This window comes from Streptomyces sp. NPDC092296 (assembly GCF_044755465.1).
Taxonomy (GTDB): domain Bacteria; phylum Actinomycetota; class Actinomycetes; order Streptomycetales; family Streptomycetaceae; genus Peterkaempfera.
The window spans coordinates 489819-504354 of sequence record NZ_JBIVRB010000002.1 but is presented as its reverse complement, the minus strand read 5'-3'; the positions used below and the strand labels follow the sequence as shown (position 1 = coordinate 504354).

Below are 14536 nucleotides of genomic sequence, written 5' to 3'. Positions count from 1 at the left end.
GTGGGTCGCTGCTGCTGACGGCTTGCCGGTTGCGATGCTCATGTGCTGTACGCGCTGTTCTCGTGGACGTAGTCGGCGGTCAGGTCATTGGTCCATACGGTGGCGGTGGCGCTGCCGGCGTGCAGATCGGCGCTGATCACAACCTCGCGCGCCGACATGTCGACCAGGTTGCGGTCCTCGCCGGTCTGCCCGGCCCGGCATACCAGTACACCGTTGATGGCGACATCCAGCTCATCGGGGTCGAAGACGGCCGAAGTGGTACCGATGGCGGAGAGCACCCGGCCCCAGTTGGGGTCCTCGCCGTGGATCGCGCACTTGAGCAGATTGTTGCGGGCCACCGTGCGGGCGACCTGGACGGCGTCCTCCTCGGTGGCGGCGCCGGTGACGTCGATCCGGATGTCCTTGCTCGCGCCCTCGGCGTCCCCGATCAGCTGCCGGGCCAGATCGGCGCTGACCGCGCGGACGGCCTCCGCGAAGGCCGCCGGGTCGGGAGCGGTGCCGGAGGCGCCGGAGGCCAGCAGCAGCACGGTGTCATTGGTGGACATGCAGCCGTCGGAGTCGATCCGGTCGAAGGTGGTACGGGTGGCGGCGCGCAGCGCGGCGTCCAGCCCGGCGGAGTCGACCGCCGCGTCGGTGGTGAGGACGACCAGCATGGTGGCGAGGCCGGGGGCGAGCATGCCCGCGCCCTTGGCCATGCCGCCCACCGTCCAGCCGTCGACCGTCACGGCGGCGGTCTTGTGGACGGTGTCGGTGGTCTTGATGGCGACGGCGGCCGCCTCGCCGCCGTCGGCATCGAGCGCCTTGGCGGCCTGGTCGACGCCGGGCAGCAGCTTGGCCATCGGCAGCCGCTCACCGATCAGGCCGGTGGAGCAGACGGCGATCTCGCCGGCGTTGAGGCCCAGGGCCTCGGCGGCCCGCTCGGCGGTGGCGTGGGTGTCCTGGAAGCCCAGCGGGCCGGTGCAGGCGTTGGCGCCGCCGGAGTTGAGCACCACGGCGGAGACCAGGCCGCCCTTGAGCACCTGCTCGGACCAGAGCACCGGCGCGGCCTTGACCCGGTTGCCGGTGAAGACGCCGGCGGCGGCGAGCGAGGGGCCGTCGTTGACGACCAGGGCCAGGTCAGGGGTGCCGGACTGCTTGATGCCGGCGGTGACGCCCGCCGCGCGGAAGCCACGGGCCGCCGTGACGCCCTGGCCGGCGGCCGGGGTGGGGGTGGCGGTCACGGGGCGACTCCGATCAGGGGCAGGCCGAGCGTCTCGGGCAGGCCGAGGGCGATGTTCATGCTCTGGATCGCGCCGCCCGCCGTGCCCTTGGCCAGGTTGTCGATGGCGCTGATGGCGACGATCCGCCCGGCCGTCTCGTCCAGCGCGACCTGGATCAGGGCGGCGTTGGAGCCGTACACGGCGGCGGTGCTCGGCCACTGCCCCTCGGGCAGCAGGTGGACGAAGGGCTCACCGGCCAGCGCTTCGGCATACGCGGCGCGCACCCCGGCGGCGGTCACCCCCGGCCGTGCCTTGGCGGTGCAGGTGGCGAGGATGCCCCGGGACATCGGGGCCAGGGTCGGGGTGAAGGAGACCAGCACGTCCTGCCCGGCCACCGGGCTGAGGTTCTGCGCCATCTCGGGGGTGTGCCGGTGGACGCCGCCGACGCCATACGGGCTCATCGAGCCCATCACCTCGCTGCCCAGCAGGTGCGGCTTGGGCGCCTTGCCCGCGCCGGAGGTGCCGGAGGCGGCGACCACCACGGCCTCGGGCTCGGCCAGCCCCGCCGCGTACGCGGGGAAGAGGGCCAGCGAGACGGCCGTCGGGTAGCAGCCGGGGACGGCGATCCGCTTGCCGCCCTTGAGCGCGTCGCGGTGGCCGGGCAGCTCGGGCAGGCCGTAGGGCCAGGTCCCGGCGTGCGGGGAGCCGTAGAACCGCTCCCAGTCGGCGGGGTTCTTCAGCCGGAAGTCGGCGCCGCAGTCGATCACCAGCACCTCGTCGCCCAGCGCCTCCGCGACGGCGGCGGACTGGCCGTGCGGCAGGCCCAGGAAGACGATGTCGTGTCCGGCGAGCGCTTCCGGGGTAGTGGCTTCCAGGACCCGGTCCGCCAGCGGCAGCAGATGGGGTTGGAGGACGCCGAGCGCCGTCCCGGCGTTGGAACCGCCGGTGAGCGCCCCGATCTCGATCTCTGGGTGGCCGAGGAGCAGGCGCAGTACCTCGCCGCCCGCATATCCGCTCGCACCGGCGACGGCAGCCCGGAATGCCATGGGTGATCCCTCCTACGACTGAGCATGAATATACGCAGTATAGAAAATCCATGCAAGATGTCCCCGTGCCGCCCGCACCGGGGACGCTGGTCCCCGCCGGGTCCGGGTGGCGGAGAGGGGTGGTGGGCGATGCCGCCGGTGCTGTGGATCGGGGGGCCGCCCGGCGCGGGGAAGACGACCGTGGCCCGGCTGCTCGCCCGGCGGTGGGGCCTGCGCTGGTACAGCGCGGACGCCCACACCTGGGAGCACCGGGACCGGGCCCTCGCCGCCGGCTGCCCGCCCGCCGTCCGCTGGGAGCGGCTGTCGCGCGCGGAGCGCTGGGCGGTGCCGTCCGAGGAGCTGCTGGCGATGTCCCTGCACCATGAGCGCGGCCCGATGATCCGCGACGATGTGCGCGCCCTGCCCGCCGCACCGCTGGTCGTCGCGGAGGGCACACCCGTCACCCCCCAGATCGCCGGGACCGGCGACCGCTCGCTGTGGCTGCTGCCGTCACCGCAGGTGCAGCGCGCCCGGCTGGCCGAGCGGGGGCTGTCGCGCGGCGCGGCCGCGCTGTACCGGCGGCTGCTGCGGGAGATCGAGGAGCAGGTGCGGGAGCACGGGGGCCGGGTGCTGACCGTCGACGGGCGGCGCGGCGTACGGGAGACGGCGGCCGAGGTCGAGGAGCTGTTCGCCGCCGCGCTGGCCGCGGGCCCGGTCGCCGGGGGCGCGGCCGAGCGGCGGCGGCTGCTGCGGTACGGCAACCGGGCCGTCGTCTCGCAGCACCTGGCGTTCTTCGTCCGGCCCTGGGCGCCCCCGGACACCGGCACGACGGTGTACCCGTTCTGCTGCGAGTGCGGGCGGGCCGGCTGCGAGGAGCTGGTCGAGCTGGCCGTCTCCGACTTCCCCGCGCCGCCCGACGCCGCCTCCCCGCCGCTCCTCGCCCCGGGGCACCGCGCGCCCGGCGGACCCGGCCTCCGGGAGCGGCCCGCCTTGCAGGGGCAGCCCGACTTACGGTGGCAGCCCGTCTTGCAGGGGCAGCCCGACTTGCAGGGGCAACCCGTCCTACAGTGGCAAGAGGACCAGGGAGGCGAGCGATGACAGCCCAACCACCCACCGGAAACGAGCAGCTGTTCACCCGGATCGGTGACATGGTCGCCGCGGAGAAGGAGCTCCGGGCCCAGATCGCGCAGGGCCGCGTGGACGGCGACATCGCCCGCGCGCAGCTCACCGCGCTGGAGACCGAACTCGACCGCTGCTGGGACCTGCTGCGCCAGCGCCGGGCCAAGGAGGAGTTCGACGAGGACCCGGGGCAGGCCCGGGTGCGGCCCGCCACCGAGGTGGAGGACTACCTGTCCTGATCCGCCGCGCCACCCGCCGCAGGCCCCGCCGTGAGCCGGACCGACCGGACCGGTAACGTCGGCACGGCAGCGCGGGCCCGGCATACCCTGCCCCCGCGCTGTGCCAACCGGACACAACGAAAGGCAAGCGTGTGAGCGGCATCGGACGCGTCGGGGTGGTGGGCTGCGGCCTCATGGGGTCGGGCATCGCGGAGGTCTTCGCACGGGCCGGCCTGGACGTACTGGTCTCCGAGGCGAGCGGCGAGGCGCTGGAACTGGGCCGCGCCCGGCTGGCCAACTCGCTGGACACTGCCGTCAAGCGCGGCAAGCTGGCCGAGGAGCAGCGCGACGCGGCGCTCTCCCGGATCGCCTTCACCACCGAACTGGCCGACTTCGCCGACCGCGACCTGGTGGTGGAGGCGGTGGCCGAGCGCGAGGACGTCAAGGTGGCGATCTTCCGGACCCTGGACCAGGTGGTGACGCGGCCGGACGCGATCCTGGCGTCCAACACCTCCTCCATCCCGATCGTCAAGCTCGCCGCGACCACCTCCCGCCCGGAGCAGGTGCTCGGGCTGCACTTCTTCAACCCGGCACCGGTACAGCGGCTGGTCGAGGTCATCCCGGCCCTGACCACCTCGCCGGAGACGGTGGCCCGCGCCGAGGCGTTCGCGGTGGAGGTGCTGCACAAGGAGCCGATCCGGGCCCGCGACCGGGCCGGCTTCGTGGTCAACGCGCTGCTGGTGCCGTACCTGCTCTCCGCCGTGCGGATGTTCGAGTCCGGCGTGGCCACCGCCGAGGACATCGACAAGGGCATGGAGGCCGGCTGCGCCCACCCGATGGGGCCGCTGCGCCTGTGCGACCTGATCGGGCTGGACACCATCGCCTCGATCGCGGACTCGATGTACCACGAGTACAAGGAGCAGCTGTACGCCGCTCCCCCGCTGCTGCTCCGGATGGTCGACGCGGGCCTGCTGGGCCGCAAGTCCGGCCGCGGCTTCTACGACTACACCGCCACCGCGCGCTGACGGCTCCGGCCGCGTCGGCCGGTCCCTCGGCTTCGGGACCGGCTGGCGCGGGACCGGTCGGCGCGGGACCGGTCGGCGCGGGGCCGGTCGGCGCGGGGCTGGTCGGCGGGGGTCAGGAGGCCGGTACCGGGGTCGGGTAGTGGTCCTTGACCAGGCGGGCGAAGGCGCCGATCCGGTCGCGGCGGACCGCCGTCGCGTTGTAGTGCAGATGGCCGCCGACCTGGGGGTTGCGCTCGCACAGGTCGAGATGGCGGCTGAGTTCCGCCGGGTTCTGCCAGGCGGCTGCCGCGCCCGGGGCGCCCGCCCGGTAGACGGCCTCCCCCACGTACAGCCGCACGCCGGTGCCGGCCACCTGCCGCGCCCACCAGTCGACCAGCACCGCGTAGTCGGCGGCGGCGAAACCGATGTTCCAGTACAGCTGGGGCGCGATGTAGTCGATCCAGCCCTCGCGGACCCAGCGGCGGGTGTCCGCGTACAGGTCGTCGTACGCCTGCACGCCCGCCTTGGTCGCGGACCCCGTCGGGTCGGTGGCCCGGTTGCGCCACACCCCGAAGGGGCTCACCCCGAACGCGACCCCGGGGCGCAACTGCCGGATGCGCTGGTGCAGCTCGCTGACCAGCAGGTCGGTGTTGTGCCGCCGCCACGCCCCCCGGTCGTGCCCGCCACCGTGCGCGGCATAGGCGGCGTCGTCGTCAAAGCGCTGGCCCTTGATCGGGTACGGGTAGAAGTAGTCGTCGAAGTGCACCCCGTCCACCGGGTAGCGGCGGACCGCGTCCAGCACCGCCTGCTCGACGTGCTCCCGCACCTCGGGCAGGCCCGGGTTGTAGTAGAGCTTCCCACCGTGGCTAACCACCCAGTCGGGGTTACGGCGGGCCGGGTGGGCCGGGGCGAGGGCGCTCAGCCGGTCGTCGGTGCCGATCCGGTACGGGTTGCACCAGGCGTGCAGCTGAAGTCCGCGCCGATGGGCCTCGGTGACGGCGGTGCCCAGCGGGTCCCAGCCGGGGTCGCGGCCCTGAGTGCCCGTCAGATACCGGGACCAGGGCTCGTACTCGGACGGCCAGAAGGCATCCGCAGTCGGGCGGACCTGGAGGAAGACGGCATTGAGCCGGTTGCGGACGGCCAGGTCGAGCAGGTCGGTCAGCTCCTTGCGCTGCTGCGCGGCGGGCAGACCGGGCTTGGACGGCCAGTCGGTGTTGGCGACGCTGGCGGCCCACAGGCCGCGCATCTGCGGCCGGGCCGCCCCCCGGGCGGGCGCGGCGGCGGTGAGCAGCAGCCCGGCGGCCACCGCCGCGCCGGCGGTCAGCGCCCCGCGCCGGGTGGTTCCGCTCGGGCTCTGGCCGGTACCGCTCTGCTGTGCTGCCATGGCTCCACCGCTCCCGGGCGGCCGGTCCGCCCCGAGCCGCATGCTCCGCCGAGGGCAGGCCGGGGCGCAATCCGCCACACGGGCGCGGCCCCGGGTTCACTCCTGCGCCGTGCGCGGTCGGCGGACGGCCCGTCAGCGACGGCCGGGAACAGGCGAACGGGCAGGCTGTAGGGTTCTTCGATCGTCCGGCCTACACAGGGGGAGATCGATGAGACTCTGGCGCAAGCGCAAGGATCTTCCGCGCCCGGTCGATGACGCGGCCGTCGTCGACCGCCTGGTGAAGCGGTGGCTTGACGAGCTGGCCCAGTCGGACTCACAGCCGGACTCACAGCCGGACTCGCAGCCGGGCGAGGTTGCGGACCTGCGCCGCCGCTGGACCAGGCTGCGCGCCCTGGAGCCGGACGAGGCGCGGCGCTTCGCCGACTGGGAACGGGAGCGGGTGCGCCGCTCGATGGCGGAGCTGACCGCCGCCGACCGGCCCCCGCTGGAGCAGGCCACGCCCCCGGACGTGGCACAGGCCCTGGGCGATGCCCTGGCCATCGCGGCGGAGTTCCAGGCGGCGCAGCGCTGGCTGAAGGCGGAGGGGCACGCCTAGCCCGCGCCGCGAGCCCGGCCCGGCCCGGCCCGGCAGACATGACGCCGCCCCGGCCCGGGAGGTCCCGGATCGGGGCGGCGTACGTTCCGGGTCAGGCGCCGCGCAGCACGGCTCCGGTACGGGAGACCGCCTCGGCGACCGCCGCGTCCCGCGCGGCGCTCGCCTCCTCGGCGGTCAGCGTGCGGTCCTGGGCCCGGAACCGCAGCGCGTACGCCAGCGACTTGCGGTCGGCGCCGAGCTGCTCGCCGGTGAAGACGTCGAACAGGCGCAGCGACTCCAGCAGCGGCCCGGCCCCGGCCCGCAGCGCGGACTCGACGTCGGCGGCGTGCACGGCGGCGTCCACCACCAGCGCGACGTCCTGGGTGGCCACCGGGTAACCGGAGACGGTCGGCGCGATGGTCCGCTGCTCGCCGTCGGCGGCGAGCTGGTCGAGGTCGAGCTCCATCGCGCAGGTCCGCTCCGGCAGGTGCAGCGCCTTGATCACGCGCGGGTGCAGCTCGCCCGCGTGGCCGACCGTCCGCTCGGTGCCGTCGGCCCCGACCACCAGCAGCTCGGCGCAGCGGCCCGGGTGCCAGGGCGCGTACTGCGCCTGGCGGACGACCAGCTCGAACCCGGCGGCGCGGGCCACGACCCGCCCCGCCTCCACGGCGTCGGCCCAGTCGGCCGGGCGGGCGGCCCCCCACCAGCCGGCCGGCTCCCGCTCGCCGGCCAGCGCGACCGCGACGCGGCGCGGCTGGTCCGGCAGTGCGGCGTCGAGGGCGGCCAGCTCCTCGTCGGTGGGCCGGCGGTCGACGGGCAGCCGAGGGGCGACGGTCCGCTCGGCCTTGGGCAGGAAGACCAGGCCGGTTTCGAAGACCGCCAGGTCGGTGTTGCCCCGGCCGACGTTGCGGCGCAGCGTGGCGAGCAGGCCGGGCAGCAGCGTGGTGCGCAGTCCCGGCTCCTCGTCGGAGAGCGGGTTGACCAGCGTGACCGTGGTGCGGCGCGGGTCGTCCGGCTCCAGGCCGAGGGCGTCGAGGGCGGCGGCGCCGAGGAACGGGTAGTTCTGCACCTCGACGTAGCCGGCCCCGGCCAGTGCCCGGCCGACGCGGCGCAGCCGCTTCTGTGCGGCGGTGAGGCCGCGACCCGGCGGGACCTGCGGCATCCGGGAGGGGACGTTGTCGTAGCCCTCCAGCCGGATGACCTCTTCGGCCAGGTCGTTGGGGTCGGTGAGGTCGGGGCGCCAGCTCGGCGGGGTGACGGTGAGCGGGTCGGTGCCGGCGATGGTGCAGCCGACCTCCCGCAGGCGCCGGACGACGGTCTCCCGGTCGTACGCGGTGCCGGCCACCCGGCCGGGGTGCTCGGCGGCGATGGTGATGGTGTGCTGCGGCTGCGGGGCGGCCACGTCGGTGACCCCGGCCTCGGCGGTGCCGCCGCCGAGCGTGACCAGCAGCTCGACCGCCCGCTGGGCGGCGGCGGGCGCGGCCTGGGGGTCGACGCCGCGCTCGAAGCGCTTGGACGCCTCGGAGGGCAGCTTGTGCCGCCGGGCGGTGCGGGCGATGCTGACCGACTCGAAGTGCGCGGCCTCGATCAGGACGTCGGTGGTGCCCAGCGACTGCCCGGTCTCGTCCACGGCGTGGTCGGCGATCTCGGTGGTGGCGCCGCCCATCACGCCGGCCAGCCCGATCGGGCCGGAGTCGTCGCAGATCAGCAGGTCCTCGGGGGACAGCGCGCGGTCGGTGCCGTCCAGGGTGCGCAGCTTCTCGCCGGTCCGGGCGCGGCGTACCGAGACGGTGCCGGTCAGCCGGGAGCGGTCGTAGGCGTGCAGCGGCTGGCCGATCTCCAGCATCACGTAGTTGGTGATGTCGACGGTCAGCGAGACGGGCCGCATGCCGGCCTTCTGGAGGCGGCGGCGCATCCGGATCGGGGACGGCGCGGACGGGTCGACGCCGGTCACCGCGCGGGCGGTGAAGCGGTCGCAGCCGGCCGGTTCGTCGATCCGGACCGGGTAGCCGGCCGGGTTGGCCGCCGGTACGTCCAGCAGCGCCGGGTCGGTGAGCGGGCGGCCGTAGGCGGTGGCCGCCTCCCGGGCGACGCCGCGCATCGAGAGGCAGTAGCCCCGGTCGGGGGTGACGGCGATGTCCAGCACCTCGTCGACCAGTTCCAGCAGCTCGATGGCGTCGGTGCCGGGCTCGTACTCCCCGGGAAGCACGATGATGCCGTCGTGATCGTCGCCCATGCCCAGCTCGCGGGCGGAGCAGATCATGCCCTCGGAGACCTTGCCGTAGGTCTTGCGGGCGGCGATGGGGAACGGGCCGGGCAGGACGGCGCCGGGCAGCACCACGACGACCAGGTCACCGACGGCGAAGTTCCGGGCGCCGCAGACGATGTTCTGCGGCTCGCCGGTGCCGTTGGCCGGGCCGACGTCGACCTGGCAGTAGCGGATCGGCTTCTTGAAGTCGGTCAGCTCCTCGATCGCCAGCACCCGGCCGACGACCAGGGGGCCCTTGAGGTCGGCGCCGAGCTGCTCGACGGTCTCGACCTCAAGGCCGGCGTCGACCAGCCGCGCTGCGACGTCGCGGCCGGTCTCGCCGGCCGGCAGGTCGACGTACTCCCGCAGCCACGAAAGCGGGACCCGCATCAGATCTCCATCCCGAAGGGGAGGGTGAAGCGCACGTCACCCTCCACGATGTCTCGCATGTCCTCGACGTTGTGACGGTTCATCAGGATTCGCTCCAGGCCGAGGCCGAAGGCGAAGCCGCTGTACCGCTCGGGGTCGATGCCGCAGGCGGTCAGCACCCGGGGGTTCACCACGCCGCAGCCGCCCAGCTCGATCCAGCCCTCCGAGGAGCAGGTCCGGCAGGGGCGGTCCGGGTTGCCGACGCTCTCGCCCCGGCAGACGAAGCACTGGAGGTCGATCTCGGCGGACGGCTCGGTGAACGGGAAGTACGAGGGCCGCCAGCGCATCTCCAGGCCGTCGCCGAACATGGCGGCGGCGAAGTGCTCCAGGGTGCCCTTGAGGTCGGCGAAGGTGATGCCCTCGTCCACGGCCAGCCCCTCGACCTGGCCGAAGACCGGGGTGTGGGTGGCGTCCAGCTCGTCGGTGCGGAAGGTCCGGCCGGGGCACACCACGTAGATCGGCGGCTCGCGGTGCAGCATGGTGCGGGCCTGCACCGGGGAGGTGTGGGTGCGCAGGACCACCCCGGAGTCGGGGGAGCCGTCGGGCGCGGCGACGAAGAAGGTGTCCTGCATCGACCGCGCCGGGTGGTCCGGGCCCAGGTTGAGGGCGTCGAAGTTGAGCCACTCCGCCTCGACCTCGGGCCCCTCGGCCACGGTGTAGCCCATGGCCGTGAAGGTGTCCTGGATCAGCTCGGTGAGGGTGGTCAGCGGGTGCCGGGCGCCGCCGGGCGCGCGGTCGTACGGCAGGGTGACGTCCACCGCCTCCTCGACCAGCACGCGGGCGTCCCGCTCGGCCTCCAGCTCCACCCGGCGCCGGGCCAGGGCCTGGTTGACGGCGCCGCGCGCCTGTCCGACGCGCTTGCCGGCGTCGGCCTTGGCGTGCGGCGGCAGGGCGCCGATCTCTCGGTTGGCCAGGGCCAGCGGCGAGCGGTCTCCGGTCTGGGCGACCTTGACCTCGTGGAGCGCCTGGAGGTCGCCGGCGGCGGCGACGGCCGCCAGGGCCTCGTCGCGCATCCGCTCGACCACCTCCGGCTTGAGGACCTCGACCTCGACCGGGTCATACGACTTGTTGGGTGCCGACATCTCTATCTTTCCCGTGCTCCTGCTCGTCCGTGCTCGGGTGGGGGCGTGGCCCGGCCGGGTCCAGGGGTGTGGTGTGCCTGACTTCCGGCGCGCCGGCGCAGGACATCGCGCGACGCCATCCAGCGAGTCTAGTCGCACCGGGTGGAGGGTCCGGGCCGGGGAAGCCCGCCGGGCGGCCCCTACAGCATGAAGTCGGGGATTCCGGCGGGCAGGATGAATCGGAACCTGGCGCCGCCGCCGGGCGCGCGGCCGACCCGGATGGTCCCGCCGTGCGCCTCGACGATGCCCTTGACGATGTACAGGCCCAGGCCGGTGCCGCCGCGCTTGCTGCCCCGCCAGAAGCGGGTGAAGACGCGCTGGATGGAGTCCTCCGGGATGCCGGGGCCCTCGTCGCTCACGGTGACGGCCGTCCCTTCCAGTACGCGCCCGGCGGGCTCGGGGCGCGGCGTGCCGGGCGGTCGGCGCTCGGCCGGGCCCTCGACCAGTTCCCTGGCGGGCTCCACCTCGATGGTGACAGTCCCCTCGCCGTGGCGCACCGCGTTTTCCAGCAGGTTCCACAGCACCTGGTCCACCTTGTCGGGGTCCGCCCACAGCTGCGGCAGCGGCTGGTGCACCCGGATCAGGAACCGCTCCGCGGCGATGCCCGCCGCGGCCATGCTGTCGGTGTGCCGGTGCACGGCGGAGGCGATGTCCACCACCTGGCGGCGGACCTCCAGCCGGCCGGCGTCGATCCGGGAGATGTCCAGCAGTTCGGCGATCAGCCGGGTGACCCGGTCGGCGTCGGCGTCGACCGTCTCCAGCATCAGCTTCTTCTGGTCCTCGGTGAAGCGCTCCCACTTGCTCAGCAGGGTCGCCGTGAAGCCCTTGACGCTGGTCAGCGGGGAGCGCAGCTCATGGGCGACGGTGGCGATCAGCTCGGCGTGGCTGCGCTCGGTGCGGCGCCGGGCCTCGGTGCCGCGCAGCGCCACCACCAGCTGCCGCACCGGCCCGCAGCGGGCGTCGCGTACGTAGCGGGCGGAGACCAGCACTTCGCGGCCGCCCGGCAGCAGTAAGTTGCGCTCCGGCTGCCGGGTGCGGGTGGCCAGGCCGCCGTATGGGTCGGTCCACTGCCACCAGCGGCGGCCGTCCAGGTCCTCCAGCGGCAGGGCCTCGGCGAGCGGGCGGCCGAGGGCGCGGGCGCGGTCGACGCCGGTGATCCGGACGGCGGCGGTGTTGAAGCAGACGATGTCGCCGTGCCGGTCCGCGATCACCAGCCCGTCGGGCAGGTCGTCCGGGTCGAGCCCCGGCCCCGCGTCGCCGCCGGCGTCCGCGCGGCGGGCCTCCTCGCTGGCAGCGTCCTCACTGTGCTGGGACAATCCGCTTCCCCCCGGGTGCTGGCCGACCGGTGCCACCGGGCCCCGACGGGCCACACAGTAGCGTCTCTACCCGGTCGCGCGGCACCCACCCGCTACGCGCTGGGCACGCGCGGACGCGTAGAGGCACACCGCTGCGGCGGTGGCCAGGTTGAGGCTCTCCGCGTGGCCGTGGATCGGGACCCGTACGACGGCGTCGGTGAGCGCCCGGGTCGCCTCCGGCAAGCCCCATGCCTCATTGCCGAAGACCCAGGCGGACGGGCCTGCCAGCGTGCCGTCGTCCAGCTCGGCGTCCAGGTCGCGGTCGCCCGCGCCGTCCGCCGCCAGCACCCGCACCCCCGCCCGGCGCAGCCCGGCGACGGCGGTCTCCACCGGCACGCCGACGGCCACCGGGACGTGGAAGAGGCTGCCGACCGAGGCGCGGACGGCCTTGGGGTTGTAGAGGTCCACCGAGGCGTCGGTGAGCACCACCGCGTCGGCGCCGGCCGCGTCGGCGGTGCGCAGTACGGTACCGGCGTTGCCCGGGTCGCGGACGTGCGCGAGGACGGCCACCAGCCGGGGGCGGGCCGCGAGCACCGCGTCGAAGGGGGTGTCCACGAAGCGGCAGACCCCGACGATGCCCTGCGGGGTGACCGTCTGGCACAGGTCCGCGATCACCTCGTCGGCGGCGGTCAGCACCGGGACGCCGGCGGCGCGGGCGGCGCCGGTGATGTCGGCGTGCCGCTCGGCGGCCTCGGGGGTGGTGTAGATCTCCACCACGGCGTGCTCGGCGGTGCCGGGCAGCCGCCCGTACGCCACGGCCTCCCGGACGGCCTGCGGGCCCTCCGCGATGAAGCGGCGCTCCTTGGTGCGCTGGGCGCGGCGGGCGAGCCGCCGGGCCGCGATGACCCGGGGGGAGCGCAGGGAGGTCAGCAGGGGGCCCGGCTCGGGACGGTCGGTGGTAGGCATGGCGCTTTCTGCGGGGTTCCCGGGCGGAGCAGCCCGGCGGCGGACGACGAACGGACCCGCGGGCGCGCCGGAAGGGGCGCGCCCGCGGGTCCGGTCCAGCCTGGATCAGGCGGCGTCGGCGGCGGCCTTGGGGGCGTTCACGTCGGCCGGGAGCGCCTTCTGCGCCACCTCGACGAGGGTCGCGAAGGCACCCGGGTCGTTCACCGCGAGCTCGGCCAGCATCTTGCGGTCGATCTCGACGTTGGCAGCCTTCAGACCCTGGACGAAGCGGTTGTAGGTGATGCCGTTCGCACGCGCGGCGGCGTTGATCCGCTGGATCCACAGCTGGCGGAAGTCGCCCTTGCGCTTCTTGCGGTCGTTGTAGTTGTAGACGAGGGAGTGGGTGACCTGCTCCTTCGCCTTGCGGTACAGGCGAGACCGCTGGCCGCGGTAGCCGCTGGCCCGCTCGAGGATGACCCGGCGCTTCTTGTGGGCGTTCACTGCCCGCTTGACGCGTGCCACTGCATTACTCCTTGGGTAGGACCGCGGACGTCTTCACGCGGTCCGCATTCGAATAGGTCGGGAAGGATCGGCCGGTCCCGCGCCCCGGGCGCGGGGCCTGAATCACTTGCCGAGAAGCTTCTTGACCTTCTTGGCGTCGGCCGGGGCCATCTCGACCGTGCCGGCCAGGCGGCGGGTCAGCGTCGAGGACTTGTGCTCAAGCAGGTGACGACGGCCGGCGCGCTGGCGCACCACCTTGCCGGTACCAGTGAGCTTGAAGCGCTTGCTGGCGCCGCTGTGCGTCTTGTTCTTCGGCATGTCGCCGTACTCTCCTCGTCGTTCCGCTCCCGCCCGTACACGGCACAGGCGGGAGCGCTGGATGGATCTTCGGGCACCGGCGCGGGGACGCCCCGGCACCGGCGTACTACTCGGCCTGGGCCTCGGCCGGGGTCTGTGCCTCGGCCGGAGTCTCCACGTCGTCCGGAGTCTTCACATCGTCCGGGGTCGCCGCGTCGTCCTGGGCCTGCGCGTCGTCCTGCACGTCGTCGAAGTCCTCGTCGGCGTCGCCGCCGACAGTACGGCCCTGACGCTCGGCCTTGCGGGCCGCCGCGGCCTCGCGGGCCTCGGCCATCGCCTCGGTCTTCTTCTTGTGCGGGCCGAGAACCATGATCATGTTTCGGCCGTCCTGCTTGGGCGAGGACTCGATGAAGCCCAGGTCCTGGACGTCGTTCGCGAGCCGCTGCAGCAGTCGGAAGCCCAGCTCGGGACGGGACTGCTCACGACCGCGGAACATGATCGTGATCTTGACCTTGTCGCCCTGCTTGAGGAACCGGACGACGTGACCCTTTTTGGTGTCGTAGTCGTGCGGGTCGATCTTCGGCCGGAGCTTCATCTCCTTGATGACCGTGTGCGCCTGGTTCTTGCGCGCCTCACGGGCCTTCATGGCCGACTCGTACTTGAACTTGCCGTAGTCCATGAGCTTGCACACCGGCGGCCGTGCGGTCGCCGCGACCTCTACGAGGTCCAGGTCGTACTCCTGGGCAAGCTCCAGCGCCTTGGCAAGCGGCACGATGCCGACCTGCTCGCCACTGGGACCGACGAGTCGCACCTCGGGGACGCGAATCCGGTCGTTGATGCGGGGCTCGGTGCTGATGGGGCCTCCTCGGTTGCACCTTTTCCGATGCGGCCGTCGGGCGGCGGTCGCACGTGTCGACTCGACCACCGGGCGGGACTTCATCCGCGCTGCGCTACGCGCCTCGTCGGGCGCGCACCGCGGACACGAAAAAAGCCCCGCACGGTACACAGGCGGGGCTCCACAACAACCGGAAGCGCCCCCGCGAGCAAGCTCGCGCGGCGCATGAAGCGGCTGGGACGCACTGGGACGCCCGCCGCAGACCGGGACCCGTCGACCCTGGAGCCGATCGGGTGGGAGACTGACGGGAAACCCGATCGGGTCCCTGTACGTGGAGCCTCC

At 73.9% G+C, this 14536-nt stretch carries 14 protein-coding genes; 4 read left to right on the top strand and 10 right to left on the bottom strand.

The features are described from left to right. Window positions 1-38: 38 nt before the first annotated feature. Window positions 39-1220 (bottom strand): bifunctional glutamate N-acetyltransferase/amino-acid acetyltransferase ArgJ, encoded by a 1182-nt coding sequence (gene argJ / locus ACIQGZ_RS09835; RefSeq protein ID WP_402600547.1) that lies wholly within the window; start codon window positions 1218-1220, stop codon window positions 39-41. Continuing rightward, window positions 1217-2245: an N-acetyl-gamma-glutamyl-phosphate reductase gene (argC, locus tag ACIQGZ_RS09830; protein ID WP_402600545.1), complete on the bottom strand. Its 1029-nt coding sequence runs from the start codon at window positions 2243-2245 to the stop codon at window positions 1217-1219. Before argC ends, argJ begins: the two co-directional genes overlap by 4 nt. 129 nt (window positions 2246-2374) lie before the next feature. On the opposite strand from argC, the gene ACIQGZ_RS09825 reads away from it, so the two are divergent. The 3 genes from ACIQGZ_RS09825 to ACIQGZ_RS09815 all read left to right on the top strand — a co-directional run bounded on the left by ACIQGZ_RS09825 (window position 2375) and on the right by ACIQGZ_RS09815 (window position 4586). After that, window positions 2375-3322 carry a hypothetical protein gene (locus tag ACIQGZ_RS09825; protein WP_402600544.1) on the top strand — a complete coding sequence of 316 codons (948 nt, stop codon included), beginning with the start codon at window positions 2375-2377 and terminating at the stop codon, window positions 3320-3322. Next, a complete protein-coding gene (locus ACIQGZ_RS09820) occupies window positions 3319-3582 on the top strand; it encodes a DUF2630 family protein (protein WP_402600542.1) in 264 nt (87 codons plus the stop codon). Before ACIQGZ_RS09825 ends, ACIQGZ_RS09820 begins: the two co-directional genes overlap by 4 nt. 131 nt (window positions 3583-3713) lie before the next feature. Continuing rightward, entirely contained in the window at window positions 3714-4586 is an 873-nt protein-coding gene (locus tag ACIQGZ_RS09815; RefSeq protein ID WP_402600541.1) for a 3-hydroxybutyryl-CoA dehydrogenase, read from the top strand. Window positions 4587-4698: 112 nt separating this feature from the next. Here ACIQGZ_RS09815 and ACIQGZ_RS09810 read toward each other — a convergent pair whose 3' ends face one another. After that, on the bottom strand, window positions 4699-5949 hold the full coding sequence (locus tag ACIQGZ_RS09810; protein ID WP_402600540.1) for a glycoside hydrolase family 10 protein: 1251 nt from the start codon (window positions 5947-5949) through the stop codon (window positions 4699-4701). A 208-nt stretch (window positions 5950-6157) separates the two neighbouring features. Between ACIQGZ_RS09810 and ACIQGZ_RS09805 the strand changes: the two genes are divergently transcribed. Further along, on the top strand, window positions 6158-6544 hold the full coding sequence (locus tag ACIQGZ_RS09805; RefSeq protein WP_402600538.1) for a hypothetical protein: 387 nt from the start codon (window positions 6158-6160) through the stop codon (window positions 6542-6544). A 91-nt stretch (window positions 6545-6635) separates the two neighbouring features. Here the strand turns inward: ACIQGZ_RS09805 and pheT are convergent, their stop codons facing one another. From pheT to infC, 7 genes are all read right to left on the bottom strand, one after another. Beyond that, window positions 6636-9161: a phenylalanine--tRNA ligase subunit beta gene (pheT, locus tag ACIQGZ_RS09800; RefSeq protein ID WP_402600536.1), complete on the bottom strand. Its 2526-nt coding sequence runs from the start codon at window positions 9159-9161 to the stop codon at window positions 6636-6638. Then, window positions 9161-10282, bottom strand: coding sequence for a phenylalanine--tRNA ligase subunit alpha (gene pheS / locus ACIQGZ_RS09795; protein WP_402600535.1), 1122 nt, complete (start codon window positions 10280-10282; stop codon window positions 9161-9163). The genes pheT and pheS overlap by 1 nt, the downstream gene beginning before the upstream one ends. 179 nt (window positions 10283-10461) lie before the next feature. Continuing rightward, a complete protein-coding gene (locus tag ACIQGZ_RS09790) occupies window positions 10462-11637 on the bottom strand; it encodes an ATP-binding protein (protein WP_402600533.1) in 1176 nt (391 codons plus the stop codon). Between the two features lie 66 nt (window positions 11638-11703). After that, a complete protein-coding gene (locus ACIQGZ_RS09785; protein ID WP_402600531.1) occupies window positions 11704-12582 on the bottom strand; it encodes a TrmH family RNA methyltransferase in 879 nt (292 codons plus the stop codon). Between the two features lie 105 nt (window positions 12583-12687). Further along, window positions 12688-13083: a 50S ribosomal protein L20 gene (gene rplT / locus ACIQGZ_RS09780; RefSeq protein ID WP_402600530.1), complete on the bottom strand. Its 396-nt coding sequence runs from the start codon at window positions 13081-13083 to the stop codon at window positions 12688-12690. Between the two features lie 102 nt (window positions 13084-13185). Continuing rightward, window positions 13186-13380 carry a 50S ribosomal protein L35 gene (gene rpmI / locus ACIQGZ_RS09775; protein ID WP_402600529.1) on the bottom strand — a complete coding sequence of 65 codons (195 nt, stop codon included), beginning with the start codon at window positions 13378-13380 and terminating at the stop codon, window positions 13186-13188. Window positions 13381-13486: 106 nt separating this feature from the next. Next, a complete protein-coding gene (gene infC / locus ACIQGZ_RS09770) occupies window positions 13487-14215 on the bottom strand; it encodes a translation initiation factor IF-3 (RefSeq protein ID WP_402600752.1) in 729 nt (242 codons plus the stop codon). Window positions 14216-14536: the final 321 nt, after the last annotated feature.

What these genes read in the sequence shown, in the direction of transcription:
- ACIQGZ_RS09825 (WP_402600544.1), top strand. Translation starts at nt 2,375, where the DNA reads ATGCCGCCGGTGCTGTGGATCGGGGGGCCGCCCGGCGCGGGGAAGACG.
- pheS (WP_402600535.1), bottom strand. Translation starts at nt 10,282, where the DNA reads ATGTCGGCACCCAACAAGTCGTATGACCCGGTCGAGGTCGAGGTCCTC.
- pheT (WP_402600536.1), bottom strand. Translation starts at nt 9,161, where the DNA reads ATGCGGGTCCCGCTTTCGTGGCTGCGGGAGTACGTCGACCTGCCGGCC.
- argC (WP_402600545.1), bottom strand. Translation starts at nt 2,245, where the DNA reads ATGGCATTCCGGGCTGCCGTCGCCGGTGCGAGCGGATATGCGGGCGGC.
- ACIQGZ_RS09810 (WP_402600540.1), bottom strand. Translation starts at nt 5,949, where the DNA reads ATGGCAGCACAGCAGAGCGGTACCGGCCAGAGCCCGAGCGGAACCACC.
- ACIQGZ_RS09820 (WP_402600542.1), top strand. Translation starts at nt 3,319, where the DNA reads ATGACAGCCCAACCACCCACCGGAAACGAGCAGCTGTTCACCCGGATC.
- ACIQGZ_RS09785 (WP_402600531.1), bottom strand. Translation starts at nt 12,582, where the DNA reads ATGCCTACCACCGACCGTCCCGAGCCGGGCCCCCTGCTGACCTCCCTG.
- ACIQGZ_RS09805 (WP_402600538.1), top strand. Translation starts at nt 6,158, where the DNA reads ATGAGACTCTGGCGCAAGCGCAAGGATCTTCCGCGCCCGGTCGATGAC.
- rpmI (WP_402600529.1), bottom strand. Translation starts at nt 13,380, where the DNA reads ATGCCGAAGAACAAGACGCACAGCGGCGCCAGCAAGCGCTTCAAGCTC.